Here is a 15846-nt window from a genome sequence, read left to right on the forward strand (position 1 = left end):
CGGGGCGCCGTGCCGGTCGGATACGCCGTCGGGCGGGGGCACCGGCCCTGCAGAAGTGGTACCGGAAGGCGGGATGGTCCCCGCACGGGGCGGGGCGGCGCGGTGCCGACGCACACCGTCCGCACACGGGTGGTCGCCCGCGCACGAGGAAGCGGGCGGGGCGGGAGGCGTCGGGCGGGACGGAGCAGGGCCTCGGGTGGGTGGGGCAGGGAATGCGCCAGGCGAGGCAGACCCGGAGCGCCGGGCGGAGGCGCCGCGCGGCGGACCGTCGGCTAGCCTCGGCCGGGAGCGCATCGGGCCCGCGGGCAGCACGGTGCGCGGGCAGCACGGTGTCGGCGAGTCCGGAGGAAACTGCGCGCGGAGCGCGTCCGTTGAGGGTGGTGGAGGGCGACGGGTGGGCCCCCTGTACATCCAGGAAACCCGAACGCGACCGGGCGCACCAGGGGTATCCGGCCGCTGTGGACGGCGGCCGTGGACGACGGAAGAGGTGGAGCCATGCGTCCGCGCGTGATCGCGGCGGTTCTGGCCGGAGGGGTGGGCGCGCGGATGGGTGCGCCCGCGCCCAAGCAGTTGCTGCCCCTGGAGGGCCGACCCATCCTGGAGCACGCGATCGCCGCCTTCGAGGCGTGCCCGGACGTCGACGAGATCGTCGTGCTCATGGTGGAGGAGTACCTCGACCGGGTCCGGGGGATCGTCGACGCGGCCGGGTTCACCAAGGTCACCGCGGTGCTCCCCGGCGGAGCGACCCGCACCGGCACCTCCCTCGCCGCCCTGGCCGCGATGGGCGGCGCCGCCGACACCGACCTGGCTCTGCTGCACGACGCCGCGCGCCCGCTCGTGAGCCCGGCCGTCATCAGCGCGTGCGTGGCGGCGCTGGCGGAGGCGGGCGCGGTCGGGGTGGCGGTGCCCAGCGCCGACACCGTGGTGCGGGTGGCGCCCGGCGGCTCCGGCGGCGAGGTCATCGCGCAGGTCCCCCCTCGTGCGGAGCTGCGCAGGATGCAGACCCCGCAGGGCTTCCGGCTCGGCGTGGCCCGCCGCGCCTACGAACTGGCCGCGGCCGACCCGGACCTGGTGGCCACCGACGACTGCGGCGTGGTGCTGCGGTACCTGCCGGAGGAGGAGGTGCGGATCGTGCCGGGAGAGGAGACGAACATCAAGGTGACGAACCCGGGCGACGTGGAGGTCGCCGAGACGCTGCTGCGCCGCGCGCGCGAGCGCGCCGCCCTGTCGGGGGCGGACGCGTGAGCCGGGTCTTCGAGGCGACCGAGGTGGTCGGGCACCGCGGCGCGGGGCGCGGCGTGGTGGACGGCGCCCGGGAGAACACGCCGGAGTCCTACGCCGCGGCGGCGCGGGCCGGGGCGCACTGGGTCGAGATCGACGTGCGCCGCACCGCCGACGACGCGCTGGTCCTCTACCACAACGCCGCCCTGGACGACGGCCGCGCGGTCGTGGAGCTGACCGCGCGCGAGTGCGCCGAGGCAGGGCTGGTCGGCCTGGAGGAGGGACTGGCCGCGATCCCGGCCGGGGTGGGTCTGGACGTGGACGTCAAGTCGGTGATGGAGGACGCGGTCGACGCCCCCTCGCGCCGGACGGTCTCGCTGCTCCTGCCGTACCTGCGCAGGGAGGCCGGGCGCCGCCGGGTGTTCGTCTGCTCCTTCGACCCGGGCGTCCTGCTCGCCGTCCGCGAGGAGGTCCCGGCGGTGCCCACGGCGTGGATGCCGTTCGTGCGCAACCCGCTGGACCAGGCCGTGGCGGGCGCCGCCGGGATGGGGTGCCCGGTGGTGGCGATCGACGCGCGCTCGTTCGGGCTGTCCGGTGACGCTCCCCGCCCGGACCGCCGGTCGGTGGAGTACACCGTGGACCTGGCGCACCGGGCGGGGATCGAGGTCGTCTCCTGGTGCCCGGACCCGGTGGACGCGGCGCGGTTCGCCGAGGCGGGGATGGACGCGGTCGTGGTGGACGACGTCCCCGGGGCGGTGTCCGCGCTCAAGGGCGGCGCCTCCGCGGGGTCCTGAACCGGGTCCCCGTCCCGCCGCGCCGGCCCCTCCGGCCGGGTTCCGCCGCCGGTCCCGGGCCAACGGGTCCCGGGACCGGGCGTGGCCTCAGATGCGGCCGAGCAGCTCGGCCTTCTTGGCGGAGAACTCCTCGTCGGTGAGCAGCCCCCTGGCGTGCAGCTCGCCCAGGCTCTCGATCTGCCGGAAGATCCACTCGGTGTCGGGTCGGCCGTTCGCCTCCTCCTCGGCTTCCCCGGCCCGCAGCGCCGGGGCCGTTCCGCCCTCCGCCACCGCCGCCGGTCCCGCGCCGGGTCCGGCGCCCTCCCCCGCCGTGTCCGCGCCCGCGCCCGCGTCCGCGTTCGGGGCCGCGGGCCCCGCGGACAGGCTCCGCAGCTGGTCGGTGGAGCGCACCGCCGCGTCCAGCCACCACCGCGGGTCCCTGAGCCTGGCCGCGACGCCGCGCCCGTCCCGGCCGCCGGGCCCCGACTCCTGCGCGGCCCACACGTGGGCGGTGACGGCCGCGGCCATGAGCAGGGTGTCGTAGCCCTCCGCCCCCTCCTCGGCGACGAGGGCGTGCAGGTCCTGCTTGGGCTTGCCGGTGTCCTTGCCGCCGGTGTCGGCGGTGACCAGGCGCATGTAGCCCCACTCCCAGCCGTCGGAGGGCGCCCAGTCCACCCCGGTGATCTCGGAGAGGTCGTACTCACGGCGCTGCGCCCTGCGCTTGCGCCCGCCCGCCTCGCCGCCGGACCAGACCAGGCGCACGGTGGAGCCGTCCAGGGTCGCGGTCCCCTCGGAGGTCTGGATGTGGAAGGGCAGCCGGGGCACCAGGCGCACGGCCGTGTCGGGGGCGGGCGGCCCGCTCTGCTCGGCGGCGAAACGGATCTGGTCGGCCAGGTACTCGGCGACCAGTTCTCCGCTGGCCTGGCCGGTGAGCCGGAAGGGCTGGGACTTCTCCTTGAGCATCGCGCCGACCGCCGCGTAGGGGTCGGTCCGCTCGTGCAGGCGCAGTTGCAGCAGCCACCCCTTCCTGGGGCCCGCTCCGGGCTGGAAGTCGACCTCGGCGATCGCGGCCACGGGGAGTTCGAGCTGGCCGATCCGTTTGAGCAGGGGGTCCTTGAACCAGCCCTGGGCCTCGTACCTGATCGCGACCGTCTCACCGTCGAACCGCCACACGGCCTGGTTGCCGCGCAAGTCGTCCATGACACCCACTTTCCCTCGCCCGTCCCTCACCCCTGCTTAGCAGAAGGCCCTCTCCCGCACGAGAGAGGGCCGAGGCCGGAAGCGGCCGGGGAGGGAGGGCGGCTCAGGTCCGGGCGGCCTGCGCCGTGCGCGAGTCCGAGCCGAGTCCGGGCGGGCTGGTGATGAACCCGGCGCCCCAGGACATGTGCATGGTGGCCAGCGCGAGCGGGATCATCGGCAGGCTGGCGGCGGGCAGGCCGCGGCCGAGCGGCACCGAAGCGGCGGTGACCAGGGCCAGGTAGGCGGCCGGGACCAGGAACAGCGGCCAGAGGAAGAAGCCGCCGACCAGCCCGGCGACAACACCGGCCAGGGCGACGGGCGGGGCCAGGTAGCGCAGGTTGATGGTGCCCTTGTGCTGGCGGGAGACCACCCTGCGCCAGCGGCCGTAGTGGAAGTACTGCTTGGCGAGCAGGCGCACGTTGCGCCGGGGGCGGTAGGAGACCCGCATGCGCGGCTGGAACCACACCGTGCCGCCGGTGGTGCGGATGCGGTGGTTCATCTCCCAGTCCTGGGCCCGCAGGAACGCCTCGTCGTAGCCGCCGACCCGCTCCAGCGCCGAGCGCCGGAAGACGCCCAGGTACACGGTGTCGGCCGGGCCGCCCTCGCCGCCGGTGTGGAAGCGCGCGTTGCCCACGCCCACCTTGGAGGTCATGGCGGCGGCGACAGCCTTCTCCCACGGGGTCGTGCCCTCGGCGGCCATGATCCCGCCGACGTTGTCTGCGCCGGTCTCGCGGAGCGTCTCCACGGCCACCCGCAGGTAGTCCGAGGGCATCATGGCGTGCCCGTCGATGCGGGCGACGATGTCGTGCGAGGAGGCCCCGATGGCGGCGTTGAGCCCGGAGGGGGTCCTTCCCGTGGGGTTGTCCACCACCTTCACGCGCGGGTCGGCGGCGGCGATCCCGTCGGCGACCTCGCGGGTGCGGTCCGAGGAGGGTCCGACCCCGAGCACGACCTCCAGTTCGCCCGGGTATTCCTGGGCGAGGACGTGCTCCACCGCGGCGGCGAGGTGGCGCTCTTCGTTGAGTACGGGCATGACGACGGAGACAGGCGGCCAGGACACGGGCACTTCCCAGGGTCAAGACGTGTCGGGACTGCGTAGGAGGGTGTCGTACGCGCGTCAACGGTACTGCACCACCGCCGCGGCCCCGGCCCGGCGAGTCAGCCGGGCCGGGGCCGCCGTGGTTCAGGCCTGGTTCTTGACGGGCCTGCCCTCGGCGTCCTTGAACGAGCCGACGATGATCATGATCAGGTCGATGAGCGTCCACACGCCGGCGCCGCCGCAGGTGAGGATCATCAGGACGCCGGTGCCGATCTTGCCCGTGTAGAAGCGGTGGACGCCGATCGTGCCCACGAACAGGCAGAGTAGGAGGGCCACGAGCCAACTCCTGCTGGAGACGGCCTCGGGGTAGGGGTGGGTCACTGGAACTCCGTGCTGCGAGAGGGATGTGTGAGGGGAACCGCGCGGCTGGTGCGCCCGCGCGGACCCTGCCGGACGCGACAGGGGCCCCGTTCGGCCGTGGGCCGGGCCCGGCGTGGCCGGGCCAGGACATTGTCACCGCATCGGAGCGCGATTTCGGTCACGTGGAGGTACCGGATACGGCTCAGGATGACACCGCCCACGCGGAACCCCCGCGCAGTTCACGGCGTCACAACAAGGAGAGGGACAGGCAAAGAGGAGGACAACACGCCGGGGGTTGACATCCCGCGCGCTTCGGCGAATCGGGTGACAACCTAGAGATAAGGACACCGTTGACCGGTTGGGACGGGGACGCCGATGAGCGATGACAGGGCGGGACGGCAGGGACCCGCGAAGGAGTTCCGCCGCCGGCGCTCGCAGCCCCTCCCGCCCGAACGCTCCCCCAGGTCCGGCCGGGTGACCGTGCCCAGCGCCGCCACCCGTCGGCGCCGTACCGGCCTGCTGGTGATGAGCGCGCTGTCGGTTCTGGTCCTGCTCGCCTCGGGCACCTCGTGGGCGCTCACCGGGTGGATGTCGGGGGCCCTGAACCGGTTCGACGTGTTCGGCGGCCTGTCCGAGGAGGGCCGCCCCGAGCAGACCGGCGGCCTGACCTTCCTGGTGATCGGCTCCGACAACCGCGACGAGATGAGCGCGGAGGCCCAGGAGGACCTGAGCGTGGGCTCCACACCGGGCCAGCGCTCCGACAGCATGATGCTGGTGCGGCTCAACCACGACCGCGACCAGCTCACCGTCATCGGCATCCCCCGGGACCTGTGGGTGGACATCCCCGGCCAGGGCCCGGACAAGATCAACGCCGCCTACGCCCACGGCGGCCCCCAGCTGGCCGTGCGGACCGTGGAGTCGGTGACCGACGTGCGCGTCGACCACTACGTCGAGGTGGACTTCAACGGCTTCGTGGACGTGGTGGACGCCCTGGGCGGCATCGAGGTGTGCCTGCCCGAGGCGATCCACGACCCCAAGGCCCAGCTGGACATGGAGGCGGGCACGCACCGGGTGGACGGGGCCGAGGCCCTGGCCTTCTCCCGCACCCGCGCCACCACGCGCGGCGACCTGGACCGGATCGAGCGCCAGCAGCAGGTCCTGTCCGCGATGCTCGACCAGGCGATGAGCACCGAGACCCTCTCCGACCCGGCCAAGCTGACCGACTTCCTGGACAGCGCCCTGTCGTCGGTGACCGTGGACCAGGGGCTGGACACCAGCACCATCAACGAGCTCGCCTACCAGATGCGCGACATCGACCTGGGCGAGGTCACCTTCACCCAGGTGCCCATCGCCGACATGGAGTACTGGACGCCGCGCGGCGACGTCGCCGTGCTGTGGGACGAGCCCGCCGCCCGCGAGCTGTTCGCCGCGGTCCGGGCCGACCGGCCCGTCGACGGGTCCGGGGAGGAGGACCGGTCCGGGTCCGAGCCGCGGCCCGAGGACATCCGGGTCCAGGTGTTCAACGGGATCGGCACCGCGGGCCTGGGAGCGCAGCTGGACGCCGAGCTGGCCGCGGCCGGGTTCCAGGTGGCCTCCCCGGCGCAGAACTGGAGCAGCCTCGACGTCGCTACCACCCAGGTGCGCCACGGCCCCGACGACGCGGCCGCGGCCGAGTACGTGGCCGGGATGATGCCGGGCTCGCAGACGGTCGAGGACAACGCCCTGGACGGTGGGCTCCAGATCGTGATCGGGTTCGACTACACGGCGTTCGAGGCCCCGCAGACCGCGGACGCCACTCCGCGGGAGGAGCCCTCGGCCGCGGAGGAGGCCGGTTCGGTCTCGACCGCGCGGGAGAACGTCTGCGGGTGACGCGAGGGAAGGAATCACCGTGCTGCACCATCTGGTAGGCCTGCTCGGCGGCGTCGCCCTGGCCCCCGTGCTGTGGGTCGCCGCGGCCTGGTCGTCCGGCCTTCTCCCCCGGTTCGCCGAGGGGGAGGTGACCGTGGCGACGGTGTCGTCGGCGGTGGTGCTGGGCCTGCTGGGGGCGGTGTGCGCCTACCTGGTGGCGTCCCGGCTGTCGCCGCTGGTGGCCGGGGCCAGCGGCGCCCTGCTCACGGCGCTGAGCCTGTGGCCGGTCGCGCACCCGGCGTCCATGGGGGCGGCGCTGTCCTGGCTGAACGAGGACAGCTTCCTCTACCCCTCGGGCGCGGGTCTGGCCGTGGCGCTCCCGTTGGGGACGCTGCTGCTCTTCTCCGCCGCGATGCCCCTGCGCTGGTGTGCCGCGAACGACGGAATCATGCCCTCCGAGCGCCGGGTCGTGGCGCGCGCCAGCCGGGAGGAGTACCGGCGCGGGCCGGTCGGTGACACGGTCCCCGACGCGGTCCCCGGCGTCCCGGACCCGGCGTGGCCCGCCGACGACCCCGCAGCCGGCCCCGGTGCCGGGATCGGCGGCGATCCCGGCGGCTTCGAGGACGACCCGGACAAGACGACCACGCCCTTCCGCCGCGGGGAGGACGGCTCCGGGTGGACGCCCCTGGGCGGGGGCGGGCGCGGGCCGAGATTCGGTCGGAGGCGCTGAACACGCCCCCGTGGCCGATACGCCGCGCCCACCGGTAGCCTGAGCGCCTGACTGTTCACGCGGCGTTCGGTCGTGCGCCACGCCCCGGCGCGTAAGGTGATGCATCGCGCCCCGGGCACACCCGTAGGCTGAACAATGTCCGTTTTCTGCCCTCAAGCAGGGTGTTGACCGCCTTCAGCGGGCACAACCAGCGAAACGGGAGCGGACGAAAGCGAGGAAGGACACCACCAGTGGTCGAAGCGGACCGTATGCGCGTCTCCGTCATCGGTACCGGGTACCTGGGTGCCACCACCGCGGCCTGCCTGGCCGAGATGGGGTTCGAGGTCCTGGGACTCGACGTCGACGACGCCAAGATCGACATGCTCCGCTCCGGCAGGGTCCCCTTCTTCGAGCCCGGGCTCGAAGAGCTGCTCACCGCCAACCTGGGGACCGGCCGCCTGCACTTCACGACCTCCTTCGCCGAGGCCGCGGAGTTCGCCGACCTGCACCTGATCTGCGTGGGCACCCCTCAGCGCGACGACTCCGGCGCGGCCGACCTGCGCTACGTCAACGCGGCGGTGGACCAGCTGGCCCCGCACCTGACCCGCCCCACCGTGGTCGTGGGCCGCTCCACCGTCCCGGTGGGCACCGCGGCCACCCTGGCCGCCCGGCTGTCCGCGCTGGCCCCCGTCGGCGAGGAGGCCGAGCTGGGGTGGAGCCCGGAGTTCCTGCGCGAGGGCTTCGGGGTGGAGGACACCCTGCACCCCAACCGGATCGTGATCGGCACCGACTCCCCCCGGGTCGAGAAGGCCGTGCGCGCCCTGTGGCAGCGCCAGATCGACGACGGCGTCCCCTTCCTGCTGACCGACCTCCAGACCGCCGAGCTGGTCAAGGTGTCGGCCAACGCCTTCCTGGCCACGAAGATCTCCTTCATCAACGCCATGGCGGAGGTGTCGGAGGTGGCCGGGGCCGACGTCATCCAGCTGGCCGAGGCGCTGTCCTACGACGACCGCATCGGCGGCAAGTTCCTCGGCCCGGGCCTGGGCTTCGGCGGCGGCTGCCTGCCCAAGGACATTCGCGCGTTCATGGCGCGCGCCGACGAGCTGGGCGTGGAGCCCGCGCTGTCCTTCCTGCGCGAGGTGGACGCGATCAACCAGCGCCGCCGCGCGCGCACCATCGACATCGCCCGCCAGCTGATCGGCGGGAGCTTCGCCGGGCGCACGGTGACCGTGCTGGGCGCGGCGTTCAAGCCCAACTCCGACGACATCCGCGACTCGCCCGCCCTGGACGTGGCCTCCACCATCGCCTCCCTGGGCGCCCAGGTGACGGTGTACGACCCGCGGGCGCTGGAGCGGGCGCGCGAGGCGCACCCGGAGCTGAACTACGCCGACTCCATGCTGGCGGCGGCGCGCGGCGCCGACGTGGTGCTGCTGCTCACCGAGTGGGCGGAGTTCCGCGAGGCCAACCCGGAGGAGCTGGCCGGGGTGGTGGCCCGCAAGCGCATCGTGGACGGGCGCAACGCGCTCGACCCCACGTACTGGCGCGCCTCGGGCTGGACCTACCGGGCGCTGGGCCGCCAGTAGCCCCTCCCCCGCATCGCGCACGACGGCCGGGCCCGCGCGGGCCCGGCCGTCCGCTTTTCGGGCCGGAACCCCCGTCGTGACACGGTGATCATGGTTGACTTCACTCCGTAGCTGCCTGTGTGCGCCCGGCACCGTGCCGGGCGTCCGAGGACGGACGGAGTCCCACCCGTGAAGTTTTCCGTGACGGTCGGCACCGCGCTGGCCCTGCTCATCGCGGCCCAGCCCGCCCACGCGGTGCCCGCGCCCCCCGCGCCGTTCGCCCCGCAGGAGGTGCGGTGCCCGGTGCTCGACCCGCCGCCGAGCGAGGAGGACCTGAAGCGGTACCTGTGCGGCGACCCCCGCCTGGGCCCCGCCGACCTGCCCGAGGACGGGCCGGTCGGCGCGCTGCTGGAGGGGTACGAGCGGCTCGGCGGCCTCTCCCCCGAAGCGTTCCTGGACCGCTGGGCCACACCCGAGGGCTGGGACTACCCCGACCACATGGGCTTCGTGGTGGAGGACGGCGAGCCGGTGACCGAGCTGCGGGTCCTGCCCGAGGGGTGGATGCTGGACCGCTTCGGCTCCCCGCGCGGCACGTTCCTGGCCCCGGCGGGGGCTCCGTACGAACGGCGCGCCCTGCCGCCGGACTCGCTGAACACGTGGCCGGACGGGCCCGAGCACAACTACAACTGCTACGAGGTGACCGAGGAGTTCACCGCGCTGGTGGGGCCGATCGCCCCGCACTTCGAGCAGTCCGGCGGCGGCGAACAGGTGCTCGTCCCCGCCGAGGGGGTCGTGGAGGCGCCCGAGGCGGAGTACGCCTCGGTCGACCAGCTCATGGAGGGCGGCCACCTGGAGCAGCGCCCGGCCGGGGAGTGCGTCCCGGCCGGGGGCTCCGCCGGCCGCCTCGACACCGCACCGAGGTGAACGGGCGCCGGTGCGCCCGTCCCCGTGGGGCACAGGCGCACCGGCCGGACCCCGCCCGCGACCGGTGCGGGCCCGGCGGCGGGAACGGCGGTCGGCGCGCGGGGCGCTCCGGTCACGGACGGGCCGGTGCGCCGCCTGCCGGGGCCGGTGCGCCGGACTCCTCGCCGGTGCCGGGCGGCAGCCTCCGCAGGGCGACGGCGACCAGGAGCGCTACCGCGGCCAGCACGCCCGCGCCGATGAGGGCGGCGGTGTTGACCCCGGCCGTGTAGGCGGCGAAGGCCGCGTCGAGCAGGGCTCCGGGGTCCTGCGCCCGCGGGGCGGCGGCCAGGGCTCCGGTGACGGTCTCGGCCGCGGTCCCTTCCACCGAGGGCAGCGCGTCCGCCACGGAGGTGCGGTAGACGGCGCCTGCGGCGGTGCCCAGGACCGCGATGCCCAGGGCGGTGCCGAACTCGGTGCTGGTCTCGGAGATCCCCGCGGCGGCTCCGGCGCGCTCCCGGGGGGCCGTGGCCAGGACCAGGGTGTTGGCCAGGGTTCCGATGACACCGGCCCCGAAGGTCAGCAGGGTGTAGCCGCCGAGGAACACCGCCAGGCGGGTGTCGGTGTCCACCAGGCCCACGACCGCGAACCCCGCCGCGCTGAGGGCCAGCCCCGCCGCCATGAGCGCGCCGGGTCTGGCCCGGGGCGCGAGCGAGCCGGCCAGGACCGCGCCCAGGACGGTGCCCAGGATCGTGGGCAGCGCCCACAGGGCGGCGTGGAGCGGGCTCAGGCCGTGCACGGTCTGGAGGAAGGTGAAGGTCAGGAGCCCCATCCCCCCGACGGCGAAGGACAGGGCCAGGTTGCCGATGATCGCGGCGGTGAAGGCGGGGCGGGCGAGGAGCGAGAGGTCCATCAGCGGGTGCGCGGCGCGGCGCTGCCGGAGCACGAACAGCGCCAGGAGCGCCGCTCCGGCCGCCAGGGCGGTGAGGGCGTGGGGGTCGGCCCCGTGCTCGGCCAGGCGCTTGGCACTGTAGACCAGGCCCAGGACTGCCGCGAGCGAGAGGCCCGCGCCCGGCAGGTCGAAGCCGGAGGCCTCCGGGTCGCGCGACTCGGGCACGAGCAGGGGTGCGGCGGCCACCAGTACGACCATGAACGGCAGGTTGACGAGGAAGGCCGAGCCCCACCAGAAGAACTCCAGGAGCAGTCCGCCGAGGATCGGCCCGGCGATGGCGCCGCCGGTGAAGGCGACGGTCCAGGCCCCGACCGCGGCGCCGCGCTGGCGGGGGTCGGTGAACATGTCCCGGACCAGGGAGAGCGTGGAGGGCGCCAGGGTCGCCCCGGCCGCGCCCAGCAGGGCCCGCCCGGCGATGAACAGCTCCGGCGAGGGCGCCAGCACCAGCAGCACGGACGCGGTGCCGAAGAGCACCCCGCCGGTGAGCAGCAGGCGCCTGCGGCCGACCCGGTCGCCCAGGCTTCCCATGGTGACGAGCAGTCCGGCGAGCACGAAGCCGTAGACGTCCATCATCCACAGCCACTGCGCGGACGTGGGTCGCAGCGCCTCGGCGATGGCGGGCGCGGCGACGAAGAGCACCGAGATGTCCATGGACACCAGCAGTGCCGGGATCAGTAGAAGGGCCAGTCCGGCCCAGGTACGGGCGGTGGCGCGTTGGGGGTTCATGGCCGTGATCGTACGTACGTCAAAATCAGGTGTCAATATGTACGTACGTTCAGATGCTAGGATCGCGGTCATGAGCCAACGCGACGACCTGCTGGCGGGCGCCAGGAAGTGCCTGGTGGAGAAGGGCTACAGCAAGACCACGGCGCGCGACATCGCCGCCGCCTCCGGAGCGCACCTGGCCTCCATCGGGTACCACTTCGGGTCCAAGGACAACCTGATGAACACGGCCGTGATCGAGGCGACCGGGGAGTGGGGCGACACCTTCGAGGCCGCTGTCGCCGCCTCACGTACCGAGGCCCCGGCCGACAGGCTGCGCGTCCTGCTCGACTCGCTCTTCCGGACCCTGCCCGAGGAGCGCGACCTGCTCGTCGCCAGTGTCCAGGCCTACGCGCAGGCCCAGTTCGACGACGGTGTCCGCGCCGTGCTGGCCGAGGGCCTCAGGGGCGCCCGCCGGGGGCTGGCCGCGCTCCTGCTCGACCTGGAGCCCGGGGAGGTCGACCCGGCCGTCGAGGCCGGTCTGGGTTCCATGGCCTACAACTTCGTCACCGGCTACCTCATCCAGTACCTCATCGACCCGGAAATGCTGCCGACCGTGGAGCAGGCCCTCGAGGGCCTGCGCGTCCTCCTGCCCTCCGAGGGCTGAGCGGGCACACGAGGGCCCCGGCACCCGTGTGACGGGTACCGGGGCCGTTCGGGCGTCGGCGGCCTGGGGTCCGTTTTTGAACCGGCCTCAGCTTGTGGGGGGGTTGGTTCGGGCGCCCACGGGGTTCTGGAGGGGCCGGAGACGGGTTCGTGGGGAACGAGCGAACCCGTCGTAGGCGCCGAAGGTTCCCGTGCTCCGGGCGCCCGAACAGGGACCGAAGCGGAGCGGAGGTCCAAAAAACACTGCCTAGCGGCCGAAGCCGGTGGGCCTGCCCCCGCTCTCCACCTCGCGGCGCAGCCGCTCGCCCTTGGCGTGGGCCTGCTCCCTCAGCTCCTCCTGGAAGCGGGCCATGCGCTCGGTGAGCGCGGGGTCGCCCGCGGCCAGCATCCGCACCGCCAGCAGACCGGCGTTGCGGGCCGCGCCCACGGCCACGGTCGCCACCGGCACCCCGGCGGGCATCTGCACGATGGACAGCAGCGAGTCCATGCCGTCGAGGTACTTGAGCGGCACCGGGACGCCCACCACCGGCAGGGTCGTCACCGAGGCCAGCATGCCCGGCAGGTGCGCCGCCCCTCCCGCGCCGGCGATGATCACCTTCAGGCCGCGACCGGCGGCCTCGGCTCCGTAGGAGACCATCTCGTGCGGCATGCGGTGCGCCGAGACCACGTCGGCCTCGAAGGGGACGTCGAACTCACGCAGGGCCTCGGCCGCCTCGCGCATCACCGGCCAGTCGGAGTCCGAGCCCATCACGATGCCCACCACGGGGCCCCTCGCGTCCCGCCCGTTGGCGCTGTCGGTCACTGTTCGTCTCCTCGCAGGTAGGCGGCGGCGTCTCGCGCGCGCGCCAGCAGGTCACGGTAGTCCTCACCCATCACGGTGACGTGCCCGATCTTGCGGCCCGGACGCACGTCCTTGCCGTAGAAGTGCACCTTCACCTCGGGGTCCTTCGCCATCACGTGCAGGTAGCGGCGGTAGACCTCGGGGTCCTCGCCGCCCAGCAGGTTGGCCATGACGGTGTAGGGGGCGTTGGTGCGCGGCGAGCCCAGCGGCAGGTTCAGCACGGCCCTCAGGTGCTGCTCGAACTGGGAGGTGCGCGCGCCCTCGATGCTCCAGTGGCCGGAGTTGTGCGGGCGCATGGCCAGCTCGTTGACGACCACGCCCTCGGCGGTCTCGAACAGCTCCACGGCCAGGACCCCGGTCACGTCCAGCGCCTGGGCGATCTCGATGGCCAGCTGCTGGGCGCGGACGGCCTTGTCCTCGGACAGGTCCGGGGCGGGGGCGATCACCTCGTGGCAGATGCCGCCGCGCTGCACGGTCTCCACGACCGGGTAGACCGCGACCTGCCCGTGCGGGGAGCGGGCGACCTGCACGGCCAGCTCGCGCGAGAAGTCCACCTTCTCCTCGACCAGGAGCGGCACCTCCTCGGCGGCGGCGCGGTCCACGACCCCGCGCGCCTCGTCGGCGCCGCCGACGACCCACACGCCCTTGCCGTCGTAGCCGCCGCGGGCCGCCTTGAGCACGACCGGCCACCCGGTCTCCCCGGCGAAGGCGGTGACGTGCTCCAGGGTGGTGACGGCCCGCCAGCGGGGCGAGGGCGCGTCCAGCTCGGCCATGCGGGTGCGCATGCGCAGTTTGTCCTGGGCGAAGCGCAGCGCGTCGCGGCCGGGGCGCAGCAGGCCCCCGGCCTCCTCGACCGCGCGCAGGACCGGTTCGGGCACGTGCTCGTGGTCGAAGGTGACCACGTCGTGGGCCTTGGCGAAGGCCAGGACGTCGTCGAGGCCGCGGTCGTCGCCCAGGGAGACGTCACCGCACACCAGCGCGGCGCTGTCGGTGGGGCTGGTCGCCAGGACCGAGAAGTCGACCCCCAGGGCGATGCCCGCCTGGTGGGTCATCCGGGAGAGTTGGCCCCCTCCCACCATTCCCACGCGCGGGACGGTGCGGTTACGCTCGCTCACAGTTCCTCAACTCACATGCTGCTCGTCAACCGCGGTGACGGGACGGCCCCGCGCGGCGGGACCTGGCCGGATCGGCTCGGAACCCGCGGCCGGGGTCCTGGTGCGACCCCCGGCTAGAGTCTAGGGCGTGCGGACGCGGCGGTCCCGGGCCCCTCCGCCACTGGTCGGCGTCCCGGCCGGGACGGGTCCGCGCGGAGGCGGACCCGACCACCCAGACCACAGGACCGGAGGCGCAGAACGTGCGCGACTTCCTCTCCCGCCATCCCGGGATCGCCAAGCTCGTCCGGGAGGTGGGCAAGTTCGGCTCCGTGGGCGCCGTGGCCTACGCGGTGCAGCTGGGGACGACCAACCTGCTGTGGAGCGCGGCCGGGGCGGGCCCGCTCACGGGGCAGGTGATCGGGACGCTGTGCTCGATCGCGGTGGCCTTCGTGGGCAACCGGTTCTGGACCTTCGGCGACCGGGCCCGGACCGGCTACGGCCGCGAGACCGCGCTGTTCCTGCTGATGAACGGCGTCGGGATGCTGCTCCAGCTGGCCTGCCTGGGCTTCTCGGTGTACGTTCTGGGGTTCGACGGCCCGCTCGCGAGCAACATCGCGGGCAACGTGGTCGGGGTGGGCCTGGGCACGCTCTTCCGGTTCTTCTCCTACCGCACGTGGGTCTTCCCCGAACAGGGCGGCGACGCGGTCCGCGAGCCCGGGGAGGCCCCACTGGGCGAGCCGGTCGCCCGGCCCGGAGCCGACGGATCCTAGCGGACGGCGGACGCGCTCCTGCGCCGCACCCCGCGGCGGCCCGCCAGCCACACCACCGCCAGCGCGTACAGCCCCACCTGGATCAGGGTCAGCACCAGCACCAGCGGCGTGCCCGCGCCCAGGGGCAGGCCGGAACCGACCATGACCCCGGTGCCGATCTGCTCCATGCGGCCCTCGAACACGCACAGCGTGAACTGCACGAGGCTGTTGACCACGTGCAGGCTGATCGCCGCCTCCAGGCCGCCGGTGCGCCAGGTCAGCCAGGACATCCCCAGCCCCATCACCGCCAGCGCCGCGGTCGTCCACGGGTCGCCCGGGTGCGTGGCCAGGTACAGCGCCGCGAACAGGGTTCCGCTGGCCAGGATGGCCGGGCCCGGGGAGCGCAGAACCCGCGAGACCGCCGACCGGCCGCGCCGCTCGTCGGGACGGGCGCCGAGCGCGCCCACCAGCTGCATGAGCATGCCGCGCAGGGTCAGCTCCTCGGCCGCCGACTGCAACGGCACCAGCAGCACGATGGCGGTCATCGCCGCGGCGAACACCTCGGTTCCGCCGGAGGCCTCCCGGGGCACCAGGTCGGGTTGGAGGAATTCGGCCAGCGGCAGAAAGGCCACGACGCACAGGGCGACCGGGACGACCGCCACCGCCGTGCAGCGGACCAGCCACCCCCGGCGCAGCCGTCCCTCGACGGAGAACAGGGAGCCGATCCGGCGCCACTGCACGACGCGGACCAGGAAGATGACGATGGGGATGAACAGCGCCGACGCCAGGAGCCCGAAGGCCATCTCCGCGATCACGCTCAGGGTGACCGAGTCCGGGGCCAGCCCGCTGCCGTTGATGATCGCCACGATCGTCACCGACAGGATGATGGCCATCCACAGGAAGAAGACCAGCACCGCGAGGACGGCCAGGGTGAGCGGCGTGAACCACCAGCGGAAGCGGGACGTGCGGCCCAGCCTGTGGTAGGACTCGTCCGCGGGGAGTTCGGCGCGGGCGAAGTGGTTCCTGCGCACCGGCCGCGGCGGCGGCCAGGCCCACACGTCCGGGTCGGCGGCGGCCACGGCGTAGCCCCCGGGCGGCGTCAGCCTCCCCCCTCCGGGAGGATCCGCCCAGGTCTGCTCCTGCGTGTAGGACCCGGCAGTCCGCCCCTCCGGCCCCTCGGGCGCGGCGGGC

15 protein-coding genes are annotated in these 15846 nt (G+C 74.0%); 8 read left to right on the top strand and 7 right to left on the bottom strand.

Going from position 1 to position 15846, the window contains the following annotated elements; genetic code table 11:
• Positions 1-495: 495 nt before the first annotated feature.
• Positions 496-1245, top strand: a complete 750-nt coding sequence (locus tag PV789_RS24035) for an IspD/TarI family cytidylyltransferase (protein WP_274974666.1) — start codon at positions 496-498, stop codon at positions 1243-1245.
• The gene (locus PV789_RS24040) at positions 1242-2015 is read left to right on the top strand and encodes a glycerophosphodiester phosphodiesterase (protein WP_274974667.1); all 774 of its coding nucleotides are present in this window, start codon (positions 1242-1244) and stop codon (positions 2013-2015) included. Before PV789_RS24035 ends, PV789_RS24040 begins: the two co-directional genes overlap by 4 nt.
• An 87-nt stretch (positions 2016-2102) precedes the next feature.
• Here PV789_RS24040 and PV789_RS24045 read toward each other — a convergent pair whose 3' ends face one another.
• The 3 genes from PV789_RS24045 to PV789_RS24055 all read right to left on the bottom strand — a co-directional run bounded on the left by PV789_RS24045 (position 2103) and on the right by PV789_RS24055 (position 4653).
• Positions 2103-3194: a DUF4429 domain-containing protein gene (locus PV789_RS24045; protein WP_274974668.1), complete on the bottom strand. Its 1092-nt coding sequence runs from the start codon at positions 3192-3194 to the stop codon at positions 2103-2105.
• Between the two features lie 103 nt (positions 3195-3297).
• Positions 3298-4293, bottom strand: a complete 996-nt coding sequence (locus PV789_RS24050; RefSeq protein ID WP_212642875.1) for a glycosyltransferase family 2 protein — start codon at positions 4291-4293, stop codon at positions 3298-3300.
• A gap of 123 nt (positions 4294-4416) precedes the next feature.
• Entirely contained in the window at positions 4417-4653 is a 237-nt protein-coding gene (locus PV789_RS24055; protein WP_274974669.1) for a TM2 domain-containing protein, read from the bottom strand.
• A 354-nt stretch (positions 4654-5007) separates the two neighbouring features.
• Here PV789_RS24055 and PV789_RS24060 point away from each other — a divergent pair, with 354 nt between their 5' ends.
• From PV789_RS24060 to PV789_RS24075, 4 genes are all read left to right on the top strand, one after another.
• On the top strand, positions 5008-6501 hold the full coding sequence (locus tag PV789_RS24060; protein ID WP_274974670.1) for an LCP family protein: 1494 nt from the start codon (positions 5008-5010) through the stop codon (positions 6499-6501).
• Positions 6502-6520: 19 nt separating this feature from the next.
• On the top strand, positions 6521-7210 hold the full coding sequence (locus tag PV789_RS24065; RefSeq protein WP_274974671.1) for a YIP1 family protein: 690 nt from the start codon (positions 6521-6523) through the stop codon (positions 7208-7210).
• Positions 7211-7440: 230 nt separating this feature from the next.
• A complete protein-coding gene (locus PV789_RS24070) occupies positions 7441-8772 on the top strand; it encodes a UDP-glucose dehydrogenase family protein (protein ID WP_212642871.1) in 1332 nt (443 codons plus the stop codon).
• 168 nt (positions 8773-8940) lie between these two features.
• Positions 8941-9675, top strand: coding sequence for a TNT domain-containing protein (locus tag PV789_RS24075; protein WP_274974672.1), 735 nt, complete (start codon positions 8941-8943; stop codon positions 9673-9675).
• A 112-nt stretch (positions 9676-9787) separates the two neighbouring features.
• On the opposite strand, the gene PV789_RS24080 is transcribed toward PV789_RS24075, so the two are convergent.
• Positions 9788-11329, bottom strand: a complete 1542-nt coding sequence (locus PV789_RS24080) for an MFS transporter (protein ID WP_274974673.1) — start codon at positions 11327-11329, stop codon at positions 9788-9790.
• Positions 11330-11399: 70 nt separating this feature from the next.
• Between PV789_RS24080 and PV789_RS24085 the strand changes: the two genes are divergently transcribed.
• Positions 11400-11972 (top strand): TetR/AcrR family transcriptional regulator, encoded by a 573-nt coding sequence (locus PV789_RS24085; RefSeq protein WP_274974674.1) that lies wholly within the window; start codon positions 11400-11402, stop codon positions 11970-11972.
• A gap of 246 nt (positions 11973-12218) precedes the next feature.
• Here the strand turns inward: PV789_RS24085 and purE are convergent, their stop codons facing one another.
• Positions 12219-12773, bottom strand: a complete 555-nt coding sequence (gene purE, locus PV789_RS24090) for a 5-(carboxyamino)imidazole ribonucleotide mutase (protein WP_475466072.1) — start codon at positions 12771-12773, stop codon at positions 12219-12221.
• Entirely contained in the window at positions 12770-13927 is a 1158-nt protein-coding gene (locus PV789_RS24095; protein WP_302475366.1) for a 5-(carboxyamino)imidazole ribonucleotide synthase, read from the bottom strand. Before PV789_RS24095 ends, purE begins: the two co-directional genes overlap by 4 nt.
• A 239-nt stretch (positions 13928-14166) precedes the next feature.
• Between PV789_RS24095 and PV789_RS24100 the strand changes: the two genes are divergently transcribed.
• A complete protein-coding gene (locus PV789_RS24100; protein ID WP_274974675.1) occupies positions 14167-14676 on the top strand; it encodes a GtrA family protein in 510 nt (169 codons plus the stop codon).
• Here the strand turns inward: PV789_RS24100 and PV789_RS24105 are convergent.
• Complete coding sequence (locus PV789_RS24105; RefSeq protein WP_274978237.1) at positions 14673-15734, bottom strand: CPBP family intramembrane glutamic endopeptidase; 1062 nt, start codon at positions 15732-15734, stop codon at positions 14673-14675. The two genes, PV789_RS24100 and PV789_RS24105, sit on opposite strands and share 4 nt — an antisense overlap.
• Positions 15735-15846: the final 112 nt, after the last annotated feature.

The sequence above is a fragment of the Nocardiopsis camelliae genome (assembly GCF_028993595.1).
GTDB classification, from domain to species: Bacteria; Actinomycetota; Actinomycetes; order Streptosporangiales; family Streptosporangiaceae; genus Nocardiopsis; species Nocardiopsis dassonvillei.